The organism is Pseudomonas sp. 3MAES_34.3B, from assembly GCF_058145875.1.
This window is the reverse complement of sequence record NZ_CM176960.1, coordinates 977,502-999,634: the sequence shown is the minus strand read 5'-3', so window position 1 is coordinate 999,634 and position 22,133 is coordinate 977,502. Positions and strand designations below refer to the sequence as shown.

20 protein-coding genes are annotated in these 22,133 nt (G+C 62.1%); 3 read left to right on the top strand and 17 right to left on the bottom strand.

Going from position 1 to position 22,133, the window contains the following annotated elements; all coding sequences use genetic code 11:
* Positions 1-60 precede the first annotated feature (60 nt).
* From rnhB to rpsB, 15 genes are all read right to left on the bottom strand, one after another.
* Positions 61-681, bottom strand: a complete 621-nt coding sequence (gene rnhB / locus AC3Z8Y_RS04460) for a ribonuclease HII (protein ID WP_490089931.1) — start codon at positions 679-681, stop codon at positions 61-63.
* Positions 682-710: 29 nt separating this feature from the next.
* Positions 711-1,841, bottom strand: coding sequence for a lipid-A-disaccharide synthase (lpxB, locus tag AC3Z8Y_RS04455; RefSeq protein ID WP_490088625.1), 1,131 nt, complete (start codon positions 1,839-1,841; stop codon positions 711-713).
* Positions 1,841-2,617 carry an acyl-ACP--UDP-N-acetylglucosamine O-acyltransferase gene (lpxA, locus tag AC3Z8Y_RS04450; protein WP_490088624.1) on the bottom strand — a complete coding sequence of 259 codons (777 nt, stop codon included), beginning with the start codon at positions 2,615-2,617 and terminating at the stop codon, positions 1,841-1,843. Before lpxA ends, lpxB begins: the two co-directional genes overlap by 1 nt.
* Positions 2,614-3,054, bottom strand: coding sequence for a 3-hydroxyacyl-ACP dehydratase FabZ (gene fabZ / locus AC3Z8Y_RS04445; protein ID WP_040261126.1), 441 nt, complete (start codon positions 3,052-3,054; stop codon positions 2,614-2,616). The genes lpxA and fabZ overlap by 4 nt, the downstream gene beginning before the upstream one ends.
* Positions 3,055-3,186: 132 nt before the next feature.
* On the bottom strand, positions 3,187-4,248 hold the full coding sequence (lpxD, locus tag AC3Z8Y_RS04440; protein WP_490088623.1) for a UDP-3-O-(3-hydroxymyristoyl)glucosamine N-acyltransferase: 1,062 nt from the start codon (positions 4,246-4,248) through the stop codon (positions 3,187-3,189).
* Entirely contained in the window at positions 4,245-4,748 is a 504-nt protein-coding gene (locus AC3Z8Y_RS04435) for an OmpH/Skp family outer membrane protein (protein ID WP_490088622.1), read from the bottom strand. Before AC3Z8Y_RS04435 ends, lpxD begins: the two co-directional genes overlap by 4 nt.
* A 43-nt stretch (positions 4,749-4,791) precedes the next feature.
* Positions 4,792-7,149: an outer membrane protein assembly factor BamA gene (bamA, locus tag AC3Z8Y_RS04430; protein ID WP_490088621.1), complete on the bottom strand. Its 2,358-nt coding sequence runs from the start codon at positions 7,147-7,149 to the stop codon at positions 4,792-4,794.
* Between the two features lie 73 nt (positions 7,150-7,222).
* Positions 7,223-8,569 (bottom strand): RIP metalloprotease RseP, encoded by a 1,347-nt coding sequence (gene rseP / locus AC3Z8Y_RS04425; protein ID WP_490088620.1) that lies wholly within the window; start codon positions 8,567-8,569, stop codon positions 7,223-7,225.
* Between the two features lie 58 nt (positions 8,570-8,627).
* Positions 8,628-9,818: a 1-deoxy-D-xylulose-5-phosphate reductoisomerase gene (ispC, locus tag AC3Z8Y_RS04420; RefSeq protein ID WP_490089930.1), complete on the bottom strand. Its 1,191-nt coding sequence runs from the start codon at positions 9,816-9,818 to the stop codon at positions 8,628-8,630.
* Entirely contained in the window at positions 9,815-10,636 is an 822-nt protein-coding gene (locus tag AC3Z8Y_RS04415) for a phosphatidate cytidylyltransferase (RefSeq protein ID WP_490088619.1), read from the bottom strand. The genes ispC and AC3Z8Y_RS04415 overlap by 4 nt, the downstream gene beginning before the upstream one ends.
* Positions 10,636-11,391 carry a polyprenyl diphosphate synthase gene (uppS, locus tag AC3Z8Y_RS04410; protein ID WP_490088618.1) on the bottom strand — a complete coding sequence of 252 codons (756 nt, stop codon included), beginning with the start codon at positions 11,389-11,391 and terminating at the stop codon, positions 10,636-10,638. Before uppS ends, AC3Z8Y_RS04415 begins: the two co-directional genes overlap by 1 nt.
* 16 nt (positions 11,392-11,407) lie before the next feature.
* A complete protein-coding gene (gene frr / locus AC3Z8Y_RS04405) occupies positions 11,408-11,965 on the bottom strand; it encodes a ribosome recycling factor (protein ID WP_490088617.1) in 558 nt (185 codons plus the stop codon).
* Positions 11,965-12,705, bottom strand: a complete 741-nt coding sequence (gene pyrH, locus AC3Z8Y_RS04400; RefSeq protein ID WP_181118179.1) for a UMP kinase — start codon at positions 12,703-12,705, stop codon at positions 11,965-11,967. Before pyrH ends, frr begins: the two co-directional genes overlap by 1 nt.
* Positions 12,706-12,874: 169 nt before the next feature.
* Positions 12,875-13,741: a translation elongation factor Ts gene (tsf, locus tag AC3Z8Y_RS04395; protein ID WP_181118177.1), complete on the bottom strand. Its 867-nt coding sequence runs from the start codon at positions 13,739-13,741 to the stop codon at positions 12,875-12,877.
* Between the two features lie 154 nt (positions 13,742-13,895).
* Complete coding sequence (rpsB, locus tag AC3Z8Y_RS04390; RefSeq protein ID WP_181118175.1) at positions 13,896-14,636, bottom strand: 30S ribosomal protein S2; 741 nt, start codon at positions 14,634-14,636, stop codon at positions 13,896-13,898.
* A 295-nt stretch (positions 14,637-14,931) separates the two neighbouring features.
* Between rpsB and map the strand changes: the two genes are divergently transcribed.
* Genes map through dapC form a run of 3 tightly spaced genes read left to right on the top strand, consistent with a single transcriptional unit; the run spans position 14,932 to position 19,666 of the window.
* Entirely contained in the window at positions 14,932-15,717 is a 786-nt protein-coding gene (gene map / locus AC3Z8Y_RS04385) for a type I methionyl aminopeptidase (protein WP_225775117.1), read from the top strand.
* Between the two features lie 36 nt (positions 15,718-15,753).
* Positions 15,754-18,456 (top strand): [protein-PII] uridylyltransferase, encoded by a 2,703-nt coding sequence (locus AC3Z8Y_RS04380; RefSeq protein WP_490088616.1) that lies wholly within the window; start codon positions 15,754-15,756, stop codon positions 18,454-18,456.
* A 13-nt stretch (positions 18,457-18,469) separates the two neighbouring features.
* On the top strand, positions 18,470-19,666 hold the full coding sequence (gene dapC, locus AC3Z8Y_RS04375) for a succinyldiaminopimelate transaminase (RefSeq protein WP_490088615.1): 1,197 nt from the start codon (positions 18,470-18,472) through the stop codon (positions 19,664-19,666).
* 9 nt (positions 19,667-19,675) lie between these two features.
* Here the strand turns inward: dapC and AC3Z8Y_RS04370 are convergent, their stop codons facing one another.
* Entirely contained in the window at positions 19,676-20,209 is a 534-nt protein-coding gene (locus AC3Z8Y_RS04370; protein WP_490088614.1) for an ankyrin repeat domain-containing protein, read from the bottom strand.
* A gap of 54 nt (positions 20,210-20,263) precedes the next feature.
* Positions 20,264-21,733: a catalase KatB gene (gene katB, locus AC3Z8Y_RS04365; protein WP_490089929.1), complete on the bottom strand. Its 1,470-nt coding sequence runs from the start codon at positions 21,731-21,733 to the stop codon at positions 20,264-20,266.
* Positions 21,734-22,133 lie beyond the last annotated feature (400 nt).

The window sequence follows — 22,133 nt, the reverse complement described above, 5'->3', positions numbered from 1 at the left end:
AAAACGATAGCGGGGAATTGTAGCGGCGGCTGGCTGTTAATGCAGCCGCCGGACAGCGCGTCAGGCTTCGGCGAAATCCGCGTCGCGCGCTTCGAAGGCGGCACGCACGGGTGCGAAGGAACGCCGGTGGATCGGCGTGGGGCCAAGCCGGGCCAGGGCCTCCAAGTGTGCCGGTGTACCGTAACCCTTGTGGCTGCCCAGGCCATAGCCAGGATAAATGAGCTCGAAAGCGGTCATTTCACGGTCACGGCTTACCTTGGCCAGGATGGACGCCGCGGCGATGGCCGGCACCTTCGCATCCCCTTGGACCACTGCGGCGCTGGGTACCGCCAGCGTGGGGCAGCGGTTGCCGTCGATCAATGCCAGCCGAGGGGTGATATGCAGGCCCGCGACCGCCCGCTGCATGGCCAACATGGTAGCGTGCAGAATGTTGAGGCTGTCGATCTCGTCCACTTCTGCGCGGGCGATGCTCCAGCTCAGGGCTTTTTCGCAGATCTCTTCATACAAGGCTTCGCGGCGGGCCTCGGTGAGTTTCTTCGAATCGTTGAGGCCAAGGATGGGGCGGGTGGGGTCGAGAATGACCGCAGCCGTGACCACTGCACCACACAGCGGGCCTCGACCCACTTCGTCAACGCCGCAGACCAGTTCTTCGACCAGGGTGTAATCCAGGCCCATTTGCAGTTGTGTAGGTTCCATCACGGGGTTCCTGGTCAGCGTGCCAACAGTTGCAGCACAGCGTCCGCCGCCTGATTGGAGGCGTCCTGACGAAGCGTACGGTGAATCGCATCGAAGCCTGCGGTCTGCTCGCCCGGGTTATCCAGCAGCGGCAGCAAGGCTTGGGCCAATGCCTCGGGCGTGGCGGCGTCCTGCAGGATTTCCGGGACCAGCGCACGCTGGGCAAGGAGGTTGGGCAGGGACACGTATGGGCTTGTGACCATACGTTTGAGTAACCACCAGGTCAACGGGGCAAGGCGATAAGCCACCACCATTGGTCGTTTGTACAAGAGTGCTTCCAGGGTAGCTGTCCCGGAAGCGATCAGTACCGCGTCGCAGGCGGCAAGCGCTTCGTGGGACTGCCCGTCGAGCAAGGTGATGGGCAGCGAACGCCCGGCAAGCAAGGCCTCCAGCTGGGCCCGGCGCTCCGGGCTGGCGCATGGCATCACGAAGCGAAGGCCCGGGCGGGCCGCAAGCAAACGCTGCGCCGTATCGAAGAACAGTGCCCCCAGGCGACGGACTTCGCCGCCGCGGCTGCCTGGCATCAGCGCCACCACCGGCCCTTCGAGCGCAAGCCCCAGTGATTGGCGGGCCTGGGCCCGATCGGCCTGCAACGGGATCTGATCGGCCAGCGAATGGCCCACGAAACGTACCGGCACGCCCTTCTCTTCGTAGAACCTGGCCTCGAAGGGGAAAAGCGTAAGCATCAGGTCACAGCCTTCGCGAATCTTCAGCACCCGCTTTTGCCGCCACGCCCATACCGACGGGCTCACGTAATGCACGGCCTTGATGCCTTCGCTGTGCATCCGAGCCTCGATGGCCAGGGTGAAATCCGGCGCGTCTATACCAATGAACACATCCGGCCGGGCTTCGAGCAGGGTCTGTACCAGCTGCTTGCGGCGTGCCAGCAGTTCCCGCAGCCGGCCGAGCACCTCTACCAGCCCCATCACGGCCAGCCGCTCCATGGGGAAGTAGGAGTGCAAACCCTCGGCTTCCATCCGGGGGCCGCCCACGCCGATGAAACGCACCTGCGGGTGGCGAGCCTTGAGCGCACGCATCAGGCCTGCCCCCAGGATGTCGCCGCTGGCTTCGCCCGCTACCAGCGCCACGCACAGTTCGGCTGGCATCAGCGGGTGATGCCGCGGGTAGCTTCCCGGATGGTCGAAACAAACAGTGCCACTTCCGCGCAACCTTGCGCGGGCTCCTCAAGCCGGGCCAGTGCCTGGTCGATGGTCAGCCCCTGGCGGTAAACCACCTTGTAGGCGTTGCGTAACGTGTGAATGGTCGTGTCGCTGAAATTGCGACGACGCATGCCTTCGAAATTCATGCCCCGCGCTTCGGCAGGGTTGCCGAATACGGTCACGAAGGCCGGGACGTCCTTGCCGATGGCCGTGCCCATGCCCGAGAAGCTGTGCGGGCCGATGTGGCAATACTGGTGCACGAGGGTATAGCCGGAAAGGATGGCCCAATCGCCCACGTGCACGTGGCCGGCCAGCGCGGTGTTGTTGACCAGGATGCAGTGGTTGCCGATCACGCTGTCATGCCCCACATGGGCATAGGCCATGATCAGGTTATGGTCCCCGATGGTCGTTTCGGAGCGGTCCTGCACCGTACCGCGATGGATGGTTACACCCTCGCGGATCACGTTGTGATCACCAATGACCAGGCGCGTGGCTTCGCCTTTGTATTTCAGGTCAGGCGTGTCCTCGCCAATGGACGAGAACTGATAGATCTTGTTGTGCCGGCCGATGCGGGTGGGCCCGCGCAGCACCACGTGAGGCCCGATGACCGTGCCTTCACCGATTTCTACCCCTGCGCCGATGATCGACCACGGGCCTACCTCGACACCTTCGGCCAGTACGGCCAAGGGGTCGATGATTGCACGAGGGTCGATCAAGCTCATAGTTTGCGTTCCGCGCAGATGATTTCGGCGGAGCACACAGGCTTGCCATCGACGGAGGCCTGGCAGTCGAACTTCCAGATCTGGCGTTTGCAGCTGATGAAGCGTGCTTCGAGGATCAGCTGGTCGCCCGGGGTAACCGGCTGGCGGAAGCGCAGCTTGTCCGAACCTACGAAGTAGTACAGGGTCCCGTCCGCAGGCTTTACGTCCAGCATCTTGAAGCCGAGGATGCCGGCAGCCTGGGCCATTGCTTCGATGATGAGCACCCCAGGCATGATCGGATGCGCTGGGAAATGACCGTTGAAGAACGGTTCATTGATGCTGACATTCTTGTAGGCGCGAATGCGCTGGCTCTCGACATCCAATTCCACCACCCGGTCCACCAGCAGGAAAGGGTAGCGATGAGGCAAGTATTCGCGAATCTCGTTGATGTCCATCATGTCGGGGGAAAGCCTGTATAGAAGAGAGGGAGCGCGCAAGCCTGCGGGGCCGCCTAGGTGGGCCGCGGGTACGGCACTCCTTGCCTCAGCAGCGCAGTCTAGCGGTAGTGCGCTGCTGATAGTGAAAAGGGATCAGCCATCTGATGACCCATCGTCGGCCCGGGTCACCGCTTCAATCCGCTTTTCTGCCTGAGCCAGCCGGCGATACATGTCGTCGAGCTGGCGAATGCGCGCCGCGCTCTTGCGCCATTCCGCGGCCGGCTGCATTGCGGTGCCGGAGGAGTATGCACCCGGCTCGGTGATGGAGCGCGTGACCATGGTCATTCCGGTAACGAATACGTGGTCGCACAGTTCGATATGGCCAACCAGCCCCACGCCGCCCGCAAGCATGCAGTGCTTGCCGATCTTGCTGCTTCCCGAAATGCCCACGCACGCGGCCATGGCCGTGTGATCGCCAATCTGGACGTTGTGGGCAATCTGGATCTGGTTGTCGAGTTTTACGCCGTTGCCGATCACGGTGTCTGCAAGGGCGCCGCGGTCTACCGCAGTGTTCACGCCGATTTCAACGTCATCGCCGACCGTTACGCCGCCGATCTGGGCAATTTTCTGCCACACGCCTTTTTCATTGGCAAAGCCAAAACCTTCGCCGCCGATGACCGCGCCTGACTGAATCACCACACGCTTGCCGATGCGCACGTCGTGGTACAGGGTCACCCGTGGCGCCAGCCAGCCGCCCTCTCCGACCACGCTGCGGGCGCCAATGAAGCAGTGCGCCCCCAGGGTAACGCCGGCACCGATAACGGCACCGCTTTCGATGACCACGAACGGGCCGACGCTTGCCGAAGGGTCGACATCGGCGTCTGCGGCGACGACTGCGCTGGGATGCACGCCTGCGGGCGCACGAGGCTTGGGATCGAAGCGGTGGGAAATATGCGCGTAGGCCAGGTAAGGATCCGGCACTACGAGAGCATTGCCCGCGTAGCCTTGCGCATCCTCACGCTTGAGCAGCACCGCCCCGGCGCAAGTGGTCGCCAGGTGCTTGCGGTATTGAGGGTTGGCCAGGAAGCTCAGCTGAGAAGGGCCGGCCTCCTGCAAGGTGGCCAGCCCATCTATCAAGTGCTCCCGGGCGCCGATGACTTCGGCCCCCAGGGTATCGGCAATGTCGCCGAGGGTAAGGCTCGATGTCATCATCACTTGGTCTGGTTCATGCGCTCGATGACCTGACGGGTGATGTCGTACTGAGGTTTGACATCGATTACTGCGCCGCGCTCGAGCACGAGGTCGAAGCCACCGGCCTTGATCACGCCTTCGACAGCGCTGTCGAGCTTGGGCTTGAGTACCTTGAGCATGTCGCGGTCGGCCGAGGCCTTGGCTTCGTTCAGCTCCTTGGACTGGAACTGGAAGTCCCGGGCCTTTTGCTTGAAGTCCAGCTCCAGGCGCTCACGCTCAGGCTGCTGCATTTTGTCGCCGCCTTTCACCAGGCGGTCCTGAATGTCCTTGGCGCTGCTTTCCAGGCCCTTGAGCTTGGTCAGCTGCGGGCCGAATTTCTTCTCGGCATCCACGGCGTACTTCTTCGCGGCGTCGGATTCGAGCAGCGCCATTTGATAGTTGAGCACCGCGATCTTCATTTCGGCGAAGGCGGGGGTCGCGAACATGGCCGCGGCCACGATAACCAGTTGAGTCAGCTTGCGCACGATAAACTCCTGCGAATTCGTTGTATGTGGGCCGGGGAGACGCTTAGAACGTCTGCCCCAACGAGAATTGGAAGATCTGGGTTTCGGCTTCGTCGGGCTTCTTGATCGGCATGGCGAGGCTGAAGCTCAACGGGCCCAGCGCGGTGATCCAGGTAACCCCCAGGCCAACCGAGGCGGCCATGTTGGAGAAGTCGATGGAACCGCAGTCCTTGGTGCTCACCGGGTAGGTAGAGCTTGCCGAGGAGTACTGGCACTTAGAGTCGAAGACGTTACCCACATCGGCGAACAAGGAGGTGCGCAAGGACTTCTGGTCCTTCACGAACGGCATCGGGAAGAGAATCTCCGCGCCGCCGGTGATCATCACGTTGCCACCGAAGGCCAACGGATCCTGATCGGGGTCGTTGGTGGCCGGGGTACTGCGCGGGCCCAGGGTGCTGTCCTTGAAGCCGCGCACGGAGTTGAAGCCGCCCGCGTAGTAGTTCTCGTAGAACGGCAGGCCGTCGGTAGAACCGTAGCCGTCGCCATAGCCCAGTTCGGTATGGAAACGCATGGTGTAGTTTTCGGTGATCGGCGTGAACAGCTGGCCGCGGTAGTCCAGCTTGTAGAATGACAGGTCGCTGCCCGGTGTGGTGGTTTCCAGGGTAAGGCTCTGGGAATGCCCACGGGTTGGCAGGGTGCCACGGTTCAGGGTGGAATCCGACCAGCCCACCGACGCCTTGAAGTTGGTGAAGCTGTCGCCTTCCCGATCGATGAAGTCGTAGATCTCGCCAACGGTATAGGTACCGGTGTTGATCTCGTCCTTCTGGACGGTAAGGCCGAAAGTGAGACGCGAGGTTTCGCTGATCGGGTAACCGAAGTTCAGGCCGGCACCCAGGCTGTCCACCGCGTAGCTGGCCACGTCGACGTCAAGGTCGTCATAGTCGGTTTTACGGTAGAAGGCGTTGTAACCGAGGCTCACGCCATCCGGGGTGTAGTACGGATCGACGAAGCTGAAGTTGTAGCGGGTCTGGTACTCGGAACGGGTGAGGCCAATGCTGACCTTGTTACCGGTACCCAGGAAGTTGCTCTGGCTGATCGAACCACCCAGGATCAGGCCCGCGCTCTGGGCGAAGCCCACGCTGGCGGTGATCGAGCCGGACGGTTGTTCTTCCACGGTGTAGTTCACGTCCACCTGGTCGTCGGTGCCAGGCACCGCCGGGGTTTCGACGTTCACTTCCTTGAAGTAGCCCAGGCGCTCCAGGCGGGTCTTGGACTGGTCGATCAGGTAGGTCGAAGCCCAGCCGCCTTCCATCTGGCGCATTTCACGGCGCAGCACTTCGTCTTCGGTCTTGGTGTTGCCGCGGAAGTTCACGCGGTTCACATAGGCGCGCTTGCCCGGGTCCACCATGAAGGTGATGTCCACGGTGTGGTCGTCGTCGTGGGGCTGCGGCACGCCGTTGACGTTGGCGAAGGTGTAGCCCTCGTTGCCCAGGCGGCGGGTGATCAGGTCGGAGGTGGAGGTCATCACCTTGCGCGAGAACACCTGGCCGGGCTTGACCAGCAGCAGGTTCTGGATCTGGTCCTCGGGCACCTTGAGGTCGCCGCTGAGCTTGACGTCGCGAACCTTGTACTTCTCGCCTTCGTTCACGTTCACGGTGATGTAGACGTGCTTCTTGTCCGGGGTGATCGACACCTGGGTGGAGGCGATGTCCATGTTGATGTAGCCGCGGTCCAGGTAGTACGAGCGCAGGCGCTCAAGGTCACCGGATAGTTTTTCGCGGGCATACTTGTCGTCGTTCTTGAAGAACGACAGCCAGTTGGTGGTCTTGAGCTCGAACAGGTCGACCAGGTCTTCCTCGGAGAAGACGGTATTGCCCACCACGTTGATGTGCTGGATGGCCGCGACCGTGCCTTCGTTGATCTTGATCTTCAGGCCCACGCGGTTGCGCGGCTGGGTCACCACTTCGGTGTCCACGGTGGCCGAGTAGCGGCCCTGGGCCACGTACTGGCGCTGCAGCTCGTTGCGCACGCCTTCGAGCGTGGCGCGCTGGAAGATCTCGCCTTCGGCCAGGCCGGACTGTTTCAGGCCCTTGAGCAGGTCTTCGGTGGAGATGGCCTTGTTGCCTTCGATCTCGATGCTGGCGACCGACGGCCGCTCCACCACGTTGATCACCAGGACGTTGCCGTCTCGGCCCAGCTGAATGTCCTGGAAGAAACCGGTCTTGAACAGCGCGCGCGTGGAATCCACCAGCTTGCGGTCATCGGCCTGCTCGCCCACGTTCAGGGGCAGGGCGCCAAAGACGCTGCCGGCGGATACCCGCTGCAGGCCGTTGACGCGAATATCGGAGATGGTGAAGGACTCGGCGTGAACTTCGGTGATCATCAGTGCGGACAGCACCGCAGTAAGCAGCAGACGTTTCATGAAGTCCTTTCTTATTCCAACGGGCAATAAACAAACTGCCGCATAGGCGGCAGGTTCGCAATTGTGCGACTCATTACAACCGACCCAGGTCGTTTATCAGGGCGAGCAGCATAACGCCGACTACCAGACTGATACCGATCTGAACCCCCCAGCCCTGTACCCGATCGGAGACCGGACGACCCCTGACCCATTCGATCAGGTAAAACAGCAGATGCCCCCCATCCAGGACGGGAATGGGTAGCAGATTGAGAACCCCGAGGCTGATGCTGAGATAAGCCAGGAAATTCAGGAAATCCCCAAGGCCCGACTGGGCCGAAGCGCCCGCCACTTTAGCAATGGTTATCGGTCCACTCAAGTTTTTTACCGAGAGCTCGCCAAAGAGCATTTTCTTCAGCGAATCAAGGGTCAACACGCTCATCTCCCAGGTTCGCCGAGCGCCCTCGACCAGCCCGTCGAGCGGCCCGAAGCTGATCTCGCGCAGCATTTCCGGGGGCCACGCTACCGGCGCTACCCCCGCGCCCAGGTAACCCGCAGCGGCTTCACCCTTGCCCTTGCGGGCCAGCGTGACTGGAATATCCAGCTGCTGGCCGTCGCGCTGCACCTGCAAGGTCACCTGGCGGTTGGCGCGCTGACGCACGGCGTCTACCACTTGCTGCCAGTCCGCCAGCGCTACCCCATCCAACGCCAGCAGGCGATCGCCAGACTTCAGACCGGCGGCGCCGGCCGGCCCTTCCGGGTCGATTTCGGCCAGCACCGGCTCCAGCACCGGCCGCCATGGCCGAATGCCCAACGACCTTACGGGATCTGGCTCGTCGCTACCCTTGAGCCAGGCTACCAGGTCAACGGTGTGGGCACTGGTACCGCCCTCCCCCGTGACCCGAATGTTCAGGCTGCCGGTTTCGCCCAGGCGGCGGACCAGTTCCATGTTCACACCTGACCAGCCAGAGACCGGCTCACCGTCGATCTCCACGATTTCCTGCCCCGGCTGCAAACCGGCGCTTGCCGCCAGGCTGCCGCTTTCGACCGCACCGATCACCGGCCGAACCTGTTCGCTGCCAAGCATGGCCAGCACCCAGAAAAAAGCGATGGCAAGGAGGAAATTGGCCACAGGGCCGGCTGCAACGATAGCAATGCGCTGACGAACGGGCTTGCGGTTGAAGGCCTGGTCAAGCTGCTCGACGGGCACCTCGGCTTCCCGCTCGTCGAGCATCTTCACGTAACCGCCCAGCGGAATTGCCGCCACGACGTATTCCGTGCCCTGTTTATCGCTCCAGCGCAGCAAGGGTGTACCGAAACCCACCGAGAAACGCAGCACCTTTACCCCGCACCGGCGGGCAACCCAGAAGTGGCCGAATTCGTGGAAGGTCACCAGCACCCCGAGTGCTACGAGGGTGCCAACCAGCATATAAAGTGCACTCATAGGTATCTCCGCAGCGCCCGGGAGCGATTATCCAGACCCGGGGCGCACCAATCGGAACTCATCGGCCCCACCGAGTCAACCACTGCCCGGCAAGGCGACGGGCGCTGGTATCAGCGGCGAAGACCGCATCGAGGTTTTCCAGCGGGCCGGCCGGGGACTCGCCCAGCACGGCTTCGATCATACTCGCGATCTCGGTGTAGCGGATGCGCCGCTCGAGAAACGCCGCGACCGCTACTTCGTTCGCCGCATTGAGCGTGGCCGGGGCGCTGCCACCGGCTTCGGCAGCCTGGCGCGCCAGCCTCAGGCAAGGGAAGCGCTGCTCATCCGGCGCCTGGAAATCCAGCCGTGCTATGGCGAACAGGTCAAGAGGTGCCACCCCGGAGTCGATCCGTTCGGGCCATGCCAGCGCATTGGCGATGGGCGTGCGCATGTCGGGATTTCCTAGCTGCGCCAGCACCGAGCCGTCAACGTAGTCGACCAGCGAATGGATGACACTCTGAGGGTGAACCACGACCTGAACCTGGGACGGGCGCGCATCGAACAGCCAGCAGGCTTCGATCAGCTCCAGCCCTTTGTTGGCCATTGTGGCCGAATCCACGGAAATCTTGCGCCCCATGGACCAGTTGGGATGGGCACAGGCCTGCTCTGGCGTGACGCCTGCCAGCGCCTCCAAGGGTGTTTCCCGGAAGGGCCCACCGGAAGCGGTGAGCAGGATACGCCGTACGCCCACCTGAGCGAGCCCCTGCGCATAGTTGCCAGGCAAGCACTGAAAAATGGCGTTGTGCTCGCTGTCGATGGGCAACAGCACCGCGCCACTGTCGCGTACTGCCTGCATGAACAGGCCTCCGGACATGACCAGGGCTTCCTTGTTGGCAAGCAGTACCTTTTTGCCGGCACGTACCGCTGCCAGTGTAGGGGGCAGGCCAGCCGCGCCTACAATGGCCGCCATCACGGCGTCCACCTCGCTCGCCCGGGAGACCTCGCACAGCCCCTCTTCCCCATACAGCACATCGGTCGCCAGCCCCGCGTCGCGTAAACGCCGGGCGAATTCACCCGCCTCGGCTGCGGTGGCGACCACGGCCAGCTTCGGGCGGTGCTGCTCGCAAAGGGCGAGCAGATCATCCAGGCGCGAGTACCCGGTAAGGGCATGTACTTCGTAGCGTTCAGGGTGGCGCGCCACCACATCCAGGGTGCTACGCCCTATGGACCCGGTGGCGCCCAGTACGGTTATACGCTGCCGCCCGCTCACATCAGGCTCCAGTTGGCGAGCCACAGCAGCACCGCAAACACGGGAATGGCCGCAGTGAGGCTGTCGATGCGATCGAGCACGCCGCCATGGCCCGGCAACAGCTGGCTGCTGTCCTTGATCCCGGCCTGGCGCTTGAACATGCTTTCGGTAAGGTCACCCACCACCGACACCAGCACCACGATTGCCGCGATCAGCAGCGCACCGATCAGTTGCCCGGCAGCCCAGCCGCGAGCCAGCCCGGTGATCAACGTGACCAGCAAGGCGATACCCAGGCCACCGTATAGGCCCGCCCAGCTTTTGCCCGGGCTGACCGCAGGCGCCAGCTTGCGCTTGCCAAAGGCCCGGCCCGAGAAATAAGCGCCGATATCGGCCACCCAAACCAGCACCATGACCGAGAGGATCAGCCAGTTGCCCAGGCCCGATGGCCATTGCTTGAGCACCAGCAAGCCCTCCCAAGCGGGAAGCAATACCACCCAACCGATGACCAGTTTACGGGGAGCGCTGGACCAATGCAGCGTGGAGCCTGGGTAGGTCATTACCAGCCAGGTCGCCACGCCCCACCATGCGACCGCGAGGGCAAGCAACCAGGGCGCCAGGCCCGGCAAGGCATACAACACCAGTAGCGCCAGGGCCACTACTGCCGCGTATCCAACCCGCGGCGCCTGGGTTTCCCAGCCGGCCAGGCGGGCCCACTCCCATGCGCCCAACGTAACGACTGCACCGATGAACAGTGCGAACCATCCGCCGTCCAGGAGGAAAAACCCGATCAGGGCTACAGGCAACAGGACCAGCGCGGTCAAAATGCGTTGTTTAAGCATCAGGCACGGGCTCCGGCCTCGACCTGCTCGCTGGTTTTACCGAAGCGACGCTGGCGGGAGGCGAAATCGGCCAGCGCCGTGCGCATGGCCTCGTGTTTGAAGTCCGGCCAGTACAGGTCGGAGAAGTACAGCTCGGCGTAGGCCAGCTGCCACAGCAGGAAATTGCTGATCCTGTGCTCGCCACCGGTGCGGATGCACAGGTCTGGCAAGGGCAGATCACCTGTCGCGAGGCACCCCTGAAGCAGCGCCGGGGTAATGTCCTCGGGGCGCAACTTGCCGGCCTGCACCTGGTAAGCCAGCTGTTGCGCGGCCTGGGCAATATCCCACTGCCCGCCATAATTGGCGGCGATCTGTAGCACGAAGCGACCAGGCCCTGCGGTGAGGGCTTCAGCTTCACGCATGGCAGCCTGCAGGTCGGGGTGAAAACGGCTGCGGTCGCCGATGATGCGAAGGCTGATGTTGTTGTCGTTCAAGCGGCGGGCTTCCCGCCGCAGCATCGTGAAAAACAGCTCCATCAGCGCACCGACCTCTTCGGCAGGCCGCTGCCAGTTCTCGCTGGAAAAGGCAAACAGGGTCAGCACCTCGACGCGCGCCTCGGCGCACACCTCGATCACCGCGCGCACAGCATCCACGCCAGCCTTGTGCCCGGCGACGCCAGGCAGCAGGCGCTTCTTCGCCCAGCGGTTATTGCCGTCCATGATGATCGCCACGTGTCGCGGGACGGACACGGACGCTGCCGGCTTGATCTTTTCCATGAGCACGACGGTGTCCTTAAACGGCCATCAGGTCCTTTTCTTTTTCTTCCAGCTTCTTGTCGACTTCGGCCACGTACTTGTCGGTCATTTTCTGGATATCGTCAGCGCCGCGGCGTTCTTCGTCTTCGCTGATTTCCTTGTCCTTGACCAGCTTCTTGAGCTGGGCCAGGGCATCGCGACGCACGTTGCGCACGGCAACCCGCGCGTCCTCGGCCACGCCACGGGCCTGCTTGGTGTAACCCTTGCGGGTTTCTTCGGTCAGGGCGGGCATCGGCACACGAATGGTGGTGCCGGCACTGCTCGGGTTCAGGCCCAGGTCTGAGTTGAGGATGGCCTTTTCGATCGCCTTGCCCAGGTCTTTGTCGTGCGCAACGATCTTGAGGGTTCGAGCGTCTTCAACGGTAACCGAAGCCACCTGGTTGAGCGGCATTTCGCTGCCCCAGGCCGGTACTTTCACGCTCTCCAGGATGCTGGGGTGAGCACGGCCGGTACGGATGCCGCCCAGGTTATGGGACAGCGAGTTGATAGCGCCGTCCATGCGGGCCTTGGTGTCTTTCTTGATATCTTCGATCATTACATGCCTTCCTCGATCAGGGTGCCTTCGCCGCCGCCAACCACGATGTTGAGCAGGGCGCCAGGCTTGTTCATGTTGAAGACCCGCAGCGGCATCTTGTGATCGCGGCACAGGCAGATGGCGGTAAGGTCCATCACGCCGAGCTTGCGGTCCAGCACTTCGTCGTAGGTCAGCCGCTCGAACTTCTCGGCATGCGGGTCCTTGAACGGGTCTGCGGTGTACACACCGTCCACCTTGGTGGCCTTGAGCACGATATCAGCGTCGATTTCGATACCGCGCAGGCAGGCAGCCGAATCGGTGGTGAAGAACGGATTCCCGGTGCCAGCGGAGAAAATTACCACATCGCCGCTGTTGAGGTGGCGCACGGCCTTGCGGCGGTCGTAGTGGTCGGTCACGCCCACCATGGAAATGGCGGACATCACGATGGCCGAGATATTGGAGCGCTCAAGCGCGTCGCGCATCGCCAGGCCGTTCATTACCGTGGCCAGCATGCCCATGTGGTCGCCCGTCACGCGGTCCATGCCGGCCGCGCTGAGCGCCGCGCCGCGGAACAGGTTGCCCCCGCCGATGACCAGGCCTACCTGTACACCGATACCCACCAACTGGCCCACTTCCAGCGCCATCCGGTCCAGCACCTTGGGATCGATACCGAACTCTTCGGAGCCCATCAGGGCCTCGCCGCTGAGTTTGAGCAGAATGCGTTTATAGCGAGGTTGACGACCACTCACCTGCTGGGCCATTGCGTATCTCTCCTGCGGCGTTCTTGAATATTTCAGGCCTTTCGCCTGTTGCAACCCGGGCGCTTCTGGCGCCCGCCGGGGCGCCTGAGGCAACCCACGGGGTATCACTTTGACAAAGAGGCTGCGCGCGTGAGCGGGCAGCCTCTTTGGGAGACAGCAGTAACCTGTCTTATTGCTTGCTGGCGGCAGCCACTTGTGCGGCAACTTCGTCAGCGAAGTTGTCGACCGGCTTCTCGATGCCCTCGCCTACCTTGAAGTAGGTGAAGGAAACGATTTCGGCGCCTGCTTTCTGAGCCAGAGCACCCACGGTGAGCTCAGGGTTCTTCACGAACGCCTGCTCTACCAGGCTTGCTTCAGCCAGGAACTTCTTGATGCGACCAGCCACCATGTTTTCCACGATGTTGTCGGGCTTGCCCTTGATCTTCTCTTCGTTCAGCTGCAGGAATACGCCCTTCTCACGCTCGATGGCTTCGGCGGAGACTTGCGAAGGCAGCAGGAACTCAGGGTTGGTGGCTGCCACGTGCATGGCGATGTCTTTCGCCAGCTCGGTATCGCCGCCCTTGAGAACAACAACTACACCGATCTTGTTGCCGTGCAGGTAAGTACCGATCACGTCACCTTCCACGCGCGCCAGGCGGCGGATGTTGACGTTTTCGCCAGTTTTGCCAACCAGAACCAGACGGTCGGCTTCCATGGCTTCGATCAGCGGCTCGACGGTGGTCAGCTTGTCGGCGAATGCTTTCTGGACGCTGGCGGCAACGAATGCCTTGAAGTCGTCCTGCAGAGCCAGGAAGTCGGTCTGGGAGTTGACTTCGAGCAGCACGGCGGCTTTGCCGTCGTCCTGGATTGCGACCGCGCCTTCAGCGGCGACGTTGCCTGCCTTCTTGGCAGCCTTGATCGCGCCCGAGGCACGCATGTCGTCGATGGCTTTTTCGATGTCGCCGCCGGCCTTGGTCAGGGCCTTCTTGCAATCCATCATGCCTTCGCCGGTACGCTCGCGCAGTTCTTTGACCAGCGCCGCAGTAATCTCTGCCATTTCAAAATCCTCTCGAACAGGTTTTCGGCCATACCGCCCGCGTATGAACGGGCATTGAAATTCTGACCCGCGGGGCCGCTTCGGCCTCGGCGGGTGGCAAAAAGGGGGCCTAGCCCCCTTTTCGCTTACCGTGCCATTGTCAGGCGCGGTCGACTCAGCCTTCTACTGCCTCGCTGGTAGCGTCCTGGGCGAATTCGCCAGTACCGCCAGCAACGTTGTTGCGGCCACGGATAACAGCGTCGGCCATCGAACCCATGTACAGCTGGATTGCGCGGATGGCGTCGTCGTTGCCCGGGATCACGTAGTCAACACCTTCAGGGCTGCTGTTGGTATCGACAACGCCGATGACCGGAATGCCCAGTTTGTTTGCTTCGGTGATCGCGATGCGCTCGTGCTCGACGTCGATGACGAACAGTGCGTCAGGCAGGCCGCCCATGTCCTTGATACCACCCAGGCTGCGATCCAGTTTTTCCAGGTCGCGGGTGCGCATCAGGGCTTCTTTCTTGGTCAGCTTGGCGAACGTACCGTCTTCGGCCTGGGTTTCCAGGTCACGCAGGCGCTTGATCGACTGACGAATGGTCTTGTAGTTGGTGAGCATGCCGCCCAACCAGCGGTGATCCACGAACGGCGAGCCGCAACGTGCCGCTTCTTCAGCAACGATCTTGCCGGCGGAACGCTTGGTGCCAACGAACAGGATCTTGTTCTTGCCCTGGGCCAGTTTCTCGACGAAGCTCAGCGCTTCGTTGAACATCGGCAGGGTTTTTTCCAGGTTGATGATGTGAATCTTGTTACGCGCGCCGAAAATGAACTTGCCCATTTTCGGGTTCCAGTAACGGGTCTGGTGGCCGAAGTGCACACCGGCCTTCAGCATATCGCGCATATTGACTTGGGACATGATAGTTCCTTGATAAGTCGGGTTAGGCCTCCACGCATCCCAATGATCCAACCCATGGCCTTGCGGCCCGGGCACCCAGGTCATCGTGTCGATACGTGTGTGGGTTAAAGCCAAGCGGAGAAGCCCCCCGCAAAGCGGCGCACTTTATATCACACAACGCGGCAAAGAGAAACCGTGGCGCACCCCTGCCCCGGCGCGCCTGCGTCCGCGTCGGCAAGGCCTTCCCGGGCACGGCTATGGTAGAATCGCCACTTTGTACATTTATACCCGCACCGATGGTGCCGAGAGAGCCTGTATGACCGTAACCATCAAAACCCCCGAGGACATCGAGAAGATGCGCGTCGCCGGCCGCCTGGCCGCCGAGGTGCTGGAGATGATCGAGCCGTATGTGAAGCCCGGGGTCACCACCGATGAACTGGACCGCCTGTGCCACGACTATATCGTGAATGAACAGAAGGCCATCCCCGCCCCGCTCAACTACAAGGGCTTCCCCAAGTCCATCTGCACCTCGATCAACCACGTGGTGTGCCACGGCATTCCCAACGAGAAGCCGCTCAAGGATGGCGACGTCCTGAACATCGACATCACGGTAATCAAGGATGGCTACCACGGCGATACCAGCCGCATGTTCCATGTAGGCACGGTACCCGAGTGGGCCACCCGGCTTTCCCGCGTAACGCAGGAATGCATGTACAAGGGCATCGAGGTGGTTCGGCCCGGCGCGCGGCTGGGGGACATCGGTGAAGTCATCCAGAAACACGCCGAGAAGAACGGCTTCTCCGTGGTGCGCGAATACTGCGGCCATGGCATCGGCAAGGTCTTCCACGAGGAGCCGCAGGTGTTGCATTACGGCCGCGCCGGTACTGGGATCGAGCTCAAGGAAGGCATGATCTTCACCATCGAGCCGATGATCAACCAGGGCAAGGCCGATACCCGCCTGCTGGGCGATGGCTGGACCGCGATCACCAAGGACCGCAAGCTGTCGGCCCAGTGGGAACATACCGTGCTGGTCACTGCCAACGGCTACGAGATCCTCACGCTGCGGCGCGACGACACCCTGCCGCGCACTTCAGCGAACTGACGGTTCAGTACGGCCCTATAGAAGGAAGGCGATCCGATGCCGCAGGTAGATCCGGAGTTGTTCGATCGCGGCCAGTTCCAGGCGGAACTGGCCCTCAAGGCCAGCCCCGTGGCTGCGTTCAAGAAGGCCATCCGCCAGGCCCGCGATGTGCTCAACGAGCGCTTTGCCTCAGGCCGTAACGTTCGCCGCCTGGTGGAAGACCGGGCCTGGTTCGTGGATAATATCCTGCAACAGGCCTGGGCGCAGTTCGACTGGAGCGAGGAAGCCGACATCGCCCTGGTAGCCGTTGGCGGCTATGGTCGCGGCGAGCTGCACCCCTACTCCGACATCGACCTGCTGATCCTCCTTGAGGACGCCGACCACGAAGTGTTCCGCGACTCCATCGAGCGTTTCCTCACCCTGCTCTGGGACATCGGCCTGGAGGTAGGGCAAAGCGTGCGCTCGGTCGAAGAGTGCGCCGAGGAAGCCCGCGCGGACCTCACCGTTATCACCAACCTGATGGAATGCCGCACCATCGCCGGCCCGGAGCGGTTGCGCAAGCGCATGCTGGAAGTGACAGCGCCGGACCGCATGTGGCCGAGCAAGGAGTTCTTCCTGGCCAAACGGGCGGAACAGAAGGCCCGGCACCACAAGTACAACGACACCGAGTACAACCTGGAACCCAACGTGAAGGGATCGCCCGGTGGCCTGCGGGACATCCAGACCATCCTTTGGGTGGCCCGCCGCCAATATGGCACGCTCAACCTTCAGGCACTGGCCGGCCAGGGCTTTTTGCTGGAGAACGAAGGCGACCTGCTTGCCGCTTCCCAGGAATTCCTCTGGAAGGTGCGCTATGCGCTTCACATGCTGGCCGGGCGCTCCGAGGATCGCCTGCTGTTCGACTACCAGCGGCGCATCGCCGAGCTGCTGGGCTACAAGGACAGCGATGCCAAGCTGGCCATCGAAGCCCTGATGCAGAAGTATTACCGGGTAGTGATGCGCATCGCCGAGCTGAGCGACCTGATCATCCAGCATTTCGAAGAAGAGCTGCTGGCCGATGAGACCGGCACCTGCGTAACGCCGATCAATGCGCGCTTCCAGCTGCACGATGGCTACATCGAAGCCACGGCGCCCAATGTGTTCCGCCGGTTCCCGTTCGCCATCCTCGAAATTTTCGTGCTCATGGCGCAAAGCCCGGAGATCAAAGGCGTTCGGGCAGATACCATTCGCCTGCTGCGCGAACACCGTCACCTGATCGACGACAACTTCCGCCACGACATTCGCAACACCAGCCTGTTCATCGAGCTGTTCAAGTGCGAAATCGGCATCCACCGCAACCTGCGGCGAATGAACCGCTACGGCATTCTGGGCCGCTACCTGCCCGAGTTCGGCCATATCGTGGGCCAGATGCAACACGACCTTTTCCACATCTACACCGTGGATGCGCACACGCTGAACCTCATCAAGCACCTGCGCAAGCTGCAGTACACGCCGGTGTCGGAGATGTTCCCGCTGGCCAGCAAGGTTATGGGCAAGCTGCCCAAGCCGGAACTCATCTATATCGCCGGCCTGTACCACGATATCGGCAAAGGGCGTAATGGCGACCATTCCGAGCTCGGCGCCGTGGATGCCCAGGCCTTCTGCGAGCGGCACCAGCTGCCACCGTGGGACAGCCGCCTGATCGTGTGGCTGGTGCAGAACCACCTGGTGATGTCCACCACGGCGCAGCGCAAGGACTTGTCCGACCCGCAGGTAATCCATGACTTTGCCCAACTGGTGAGGGATGAAGTACACCTGGACTACTTGTACGTGCTGACGGTAGCGGACATCAACGCCACCAACCCAAGCCTGTGGAATTCCTGGCGGGCCAGCCTGTTGCGCCAGCTGTACACGGAAACCAAGCGCGCGCTGCGCCGTGGCCTGGAAAACCCGCTGGACCGCGAAGAGCAGATTCGCCAGACCCAGGCGGCCGCGCTGGACATCCTCGTGCGCAGTGGCACCGACCCCGACGACGTCGAGCAACTCTGGAGCCAGCTGGGCGACGACTACTTCCTGCGGCATACCGCCGGGGACGTGGTATGGCACACCGATGCGATCCTTCAGCAGCCGGCAGACGGCGGCCCACTGGTGCTGATACGCGAAACCACCCAGCGCGATTTTGAAGGGGCGAGCCAGATCTTCATCTATGCGCCGGACCAGCACGACTTCTTCGCCGTGACCGTGGCCGCCATGGACCAGCTCAACCTGAACATCCATGACGCGCGCATCATCACCTCGAGCAGCCAGTTCACCCTCGATACATACATCGTGCTGGACAACGACGGCGGCTCGATCGGCAATAACCCGCAGCGTATCCAGCAGATCCGAGACGGCCTTACCGAAGCCCTGCGCAACCCTGATGACTACCCGACCATCATCCAGCGCCGCGTGCCGCGCCAGCTGAAGCATTTTGCCTTCGCCCCGCAGGTGACCATTCTCACCGACGCCCAGCGGCCGGTGACCATTCTCGAGCTCAGCGCGCCGGACCGCCCCGGCCTGCTGGCACGCCTGGGAAAGATTTTCCTGGAATTCGACCTGTCGCTGCAGAACGCGAAAATCGCCACCCTTGGCGAGCGCGTGGAAGACGTGTTCTTCCTCACCGACGCCCACAACCAGCCACTGGCCGACCCGCAACTGTGCGCGCGCCTGCAAGACGCGATCGTCGAGCAGCTGAGCGTGCCCCAGGCGGGTGGCATTGAACTGTCTCGCCTTAGTATCTGAATTCGAGCTACCGATGAACCAAGCCCTGAGCCACTTGCAGCCCTACCCGTTCGAAAAGCTCCGCGCCCTGCTGGCCGGCGCCCAACCGCCGGAGGGCAAGGCACACATCGCGCTGTCCATCGGCGAACCCAAGCACGCGTCGCCGGCCTTCGTCGCCAAGGCGCTGGCCGACAATCTCGATCAGCTCGCGGTATACCCCACCACCGCCGGCCTGCCGGCCCTGCGTGAGGCCATCGGCCAATGGTGCGCGCACCGTTTCGGCGTGCCGGCCAACTGGATCGACCCCGCCCGCCATGTGCTGCCGGTGAACGGCACCCGCGAGGCGCTGTTCGCCTTTGTGCAGACGGTGGCGGAACGGGACCGCGACGGCCTGATCGTGAGCCCCAACCCTTTCTATCAAATCTACGAAGGGGCGGCGATCCTTGCTGGCACACAGCCGCATTACCTGCCTTGCCTGGAAGAACACGGCTTCAATCCGGACTTCGACGCAGTGCCGGCGCAGATCTGGGACCGCTGCCAGGTGCTGTTCCTCTGCTCCCCGGGCAACCCGACCGGCGCATTGATCCCGCTGGACACGCTCAAGTCGCTGATTGCGCTGGCGGACAAGCACAACTTCATCATTGCCGCAGACGAATGCTACAGCGAGCTGTATTTCGACGAAGGCGCCCCGCCGCCGGGCCTCCTCAGCGCGTGCGCAGCACTGGGCCGGTCGGACTTCAAGCGCTGCGTGGTGTTCCACAGCCTGTCCAAGCGTTCCAATCTCCCGGGGCTGCGTTCGGGGTTCGTGGCCGGCGACGCCGATGTGCTCAAGGCGTTCCTGCTGTATCGCACCTACCACGGCTGCGCCATGTCCATCCCCACCCAGCTGGCGAGCATCGCGGCCTGGAACGACGAAGAGCATGTGCGCGCCAACCGCGACCTGTACCGGGAGAAGTTCGACGCCGTGCTGGAGATTCTCGGCCCGGTACTGGATGTGCAGCGGCCCGATGGTGGGTTTTACCTGTGGGCAGGCGTGCCCATGAGCGATGAAACCTTCTGCCGCGAACTCTTCTGCGAACAGCACGTAACCGTGGTGCCGGGCTCTTACCTGTCCCGTGAGGTAAACGGGGTGAACCCGGGCGCCAATCGCGTTCGCCTGGCCCTGGTTGCGCCGTTGGCCGAATGCATCGAAGCGGCCAATCGTATCCGCGCGTTCCTCGAGGCGCGGTAACCCCCTGCCTTACGGCAGCGGCTGAAACTCGCCTTTGGCCAGCGAATGGACGTCGTTGCCCAACGCGTCCTTCGCGTCCAGGTTTGCGCCCCTTGCCGCCAGCGCCGCAAGAATGTCCTGGCGCTGGAACAGCGCCGCGTACATGGCGGCGGTTTGCCCGCTGCGGTTACGTTGGTCAGGGGAGCAGTCCGCCGCAATTAGCCGTTGCGCAATGGTCAACTCCCCTTTGAAGATCGCGCCCATCAGGGCGGTATTGCCTCGCGCATCCTGAGCGCAAGGGTCGGCACCCGCCGCCAACAGTTGCTCCACGGCGCCTTGGTGGCCGTGGTAGGCCGCCAGGATCAGCCCGGTGTAGCCCTTCTCATCATGGATATTCAGATCGAAGTGCGCGTCGATGAACGCACCCAGCATATCGCCATTGCCTTCCCGCGCCGCTTCGAAGAACAAGGTTCGTAACTGAGCCTGGGTATCGGGTACGGCTGGGGCAGCCACCGCTGGGCCTATGAGGCCTGTAAGCAGCAGCATCAAAAAAAATCTTCTCATGTCATTTCCACTGCGCAAAGGCCCATGCCGCGAACGACATGGGCCTGAACGGGATCAGTCCTGCAGCTGGGCGGCGAGCGCCTTCACTTTGGCCAGGTCACCCTTGGCCACCTTGGTCACGCCGGTGCCGTACTCAGGGTCTGCCTTGTAGAGGAAGGAAAGCATGATGTTCTTGCTTTCCGCATCGGTGGTCGCGAGCGATTCACCGAAGCTCTGGATCAGGTCCTGGCGGTCCTTTTGGCTATACGAGCGGTACAGGTCACCCGCTTGTTTGAAGTTCTGCTCGCGCTGGATCTTCGCCTGCTGGGTGGTGCCGGTAAGCGGCAGTTGGCTGTAGCGGGCGCCTTCATCCGATTCCCGGGGGTTCAAGCGGCTTGGCTCGTAGTTCACGCCAGTGGTGGTATGGCCACCGTTCATGGCGCCGTCCTGGTTGCCATTGTTTACTTCAACACGTGGGCGGTTTACCGGCAGGCTCAAGCCATTGGTGCCAACGCGATACAGCTGAGTATCGGCATAGGCAAAGACCCGGCCCTGCAGCAGGCGGTCCTCGGACGGTTCGATGCCCGGCACCACGTTGGCCGGCGCCATGGCCACCTGCTCGGTTTCCTGGAAGAAGTTATCCACGTTCTTGTTCAGTACCATCTGGCCGATCTTGCGCTCGGGCACGTCAGGCCAGATCTTCGTCGCGTCAAGCGGGTCGAAGGCAAACTTCGCCAAGTCTTCCGGTTTAAGCACCTGGATATACAGGTCCCACTTCGGGAAGTCGCCCTTGCCAATGGCTTGTACCAGGTCGTGGGTCATGTGGCTGTAGTCTTTGGCCTGCACTTTCGCCACTTCGGCCGGGTCCAGGTTCTTCAAGCCTTGAAGGCTTTTCCAGTGGAACTTTACGTAGTGAACTTCACCCTTGGCATTGACCAACTTGTAGGCGTGTACGCTATTGCCGTCCATGAAGCGATAGCCCGCAGGCGTGCCTTCATTGGAGTACAACAGGGTAAGCGTACGCGTAGCCTCCGGCACATGAGGGAAGAAATCAAAGCGGCGGGAATCGTCGTCCAGGTTGGTGCGCGGGTCAGGCTTGAACGCATGCACCATGTCCGGGAACTTGATCGCGTCACGGATGAAGAACGTAGGGAAATTGTTGCCTACCAAGTCCCAGTTGCCGTCGGCGGTATAAAACTTGGTAGCGAACCCGCGCGGATCGCGCAGGGTTTCGGGTGAGTGATTGCCGTGTACCACCGCGGAGAACCGCACGAACACCGGCGTATGCTCCCCGGCCTTGAATACCTTGGCGCGAGTGAGGTCGCTGAGGTCTTCGGTGGCGGTGAACTCGCCCTTGGCACCCGTGCCACGAGCATGAACCACTCGCTCCGGAATGCGTTCGCGGTCAAACCGCTGCAGCTTCTGGATCAGTTGAACGTCCTGCAACACAGCGGGGCCATTGGGGCCGGCCGTCTGGGAGTTCTGGTTATCACCCACCGCCGCGCCGTTGTCGCGGGTCAAGGTGCTGGCAAATGCCGAAGTCATGGTCAGCGCGCCAAAGGCAACAACGCCCAGCGCCTGGCCACTCAGGCTGGTAAGTTTCATGCTATCCCTCTCGGATTTATTATGCTGAACAGCCACTGCGGTGGCTGGGGTGCAATCCTAGAGATCGAAACTTGTTAACCTGTAATTGAAAGACCCTATCGCACTAATAAATTAAAATTCAGCAACTAAACACAGCAAAGTTACTACATGGCGCGCGCGAACATAGAATCACGCGCGAATACCATGCAGGCTTCTACAACATCAACTTCAAAGTGTAACCAATTCGAAATCATTTCCCGGCATCGCCGTTGTTACTTGAAGTGGGCGCTCCCCTGCGACCACACAGTCATGGCGCGGACGGTAGCGATGCCGCATAATTCACGACCTTTCATTTCCGGAG

Excerpts from the sequence above, each read along its gene's own strand:
- map (WP_225775117.1), top strand. The coding sequence starts at position 14,932 with ATGACCGTAACCATCAAAACCCCCGAGGACATCGAGAAGATGCGCGTC.
- AC3Z8Y_RS04380 (WP_490088616.1), top strand. The coding sequence starts at position 15,754 with ATGCCGCAGGTAGATCCGGAGTTGTTCGATCGCGGCCAGTTCCAGGCG.
- rpsB (WP_181118175.1), bottom strand. The coding sequence starts at position 14,636 with ATGTCCCAAGTCAATATGCGCGATATGCTGAAGGCCGGTGTGCACTTC.
- AC3Z8Y_RS04415 (WP_490088619.1), bottom strand. The coding sequence starts at position 10,636 with ATGCTTAAACAACGCATTTTGACCGCGCTGGTCCTGTTGCCTGTAGCC.
- uppS (WP_490088618.1), bottom strand. The coding sequence starts at position 11,391 with ATGGAAAAGATCAAGCCGGCAGCGTCCGTGTCCGTCCCGCGACACGTG.
- fabZ (WP_040261126.1), bottom strand. The coding sequence starts at position 3,054 with ATGATGGACATCAACGAGATTCGCGAATACTTGCCTCATCGCTACCCT.
- lpxA (WP_490088624.1), bottom strand. The coding sequence starts at position 2,617 with ATGAGCTTGATCGACCCTCGTGCAATCATCGACCCCTTGGCCGTACTG.
- bamA (WP_490088621.1), bottom strand. The coding sequence starts at position 7,149 with ATGAAACGTCTGCTGCTTACTGCGGTGCTGTCCGCACTGATGATCACC.
- frr (WP_490088617.1), bottom strand. The coding sequence starts at position 11,965 with ATGATCGAAGATATCAAGAAAGACACCAAGGCCCGCATGGACGGCGCT.
- AC3Z8Y_RS04370 (WP_490088614.1), bottom strand. The coding sequence starts at position 20,209 with ATGAGAAGATTTTTTTTGATGCTGCTGCTTACAGGCCTCATAGGCCCA.
- pyrH (WP_181118179.1), bottom strand. The coding sequence starts at position 12,705 with ATGGCCCAGCAGGTGAGTGGTCGTCAACCTCGCTATAAACGCATTCTG.
- katB (WP_490089929.1), bottom strand. The coding sequence starts at position 21,733 with ATGACTTCGGCATTTGCCAGCACCTTGACCCGCGACAACGGCGCGGCG.
- lpxB (WP_490088625.1), bottom strand. The coding sequence starts at position 1,841 with ATGCCAGCCGAACTGTGCGTGGCGCTGGTAGCGGGCGAAGCCAGCGGC.
- dapC (WP_490088615.1), top strand. The coding sequence starts at position 18,470 with ATGAACCAAGCCCTGAGCCACTTGCAGCCCTACCCGTTCGAAAAGCTC.
- rseP (WP_490088620.1), bottom strand. The coding sequence starts at position 8,569 with ATGAGTGCACTTTATATGCTGGTTGGCACCCTCGTAGCACTCGGGGTG.
- tsf (WP_181118177.1), bottom strand. The coding sequence starts at position 13,741 with ATGGCAGAGATTACTGCGGCGCTGGTCAAAGAACTGCGCGAGCGTACC.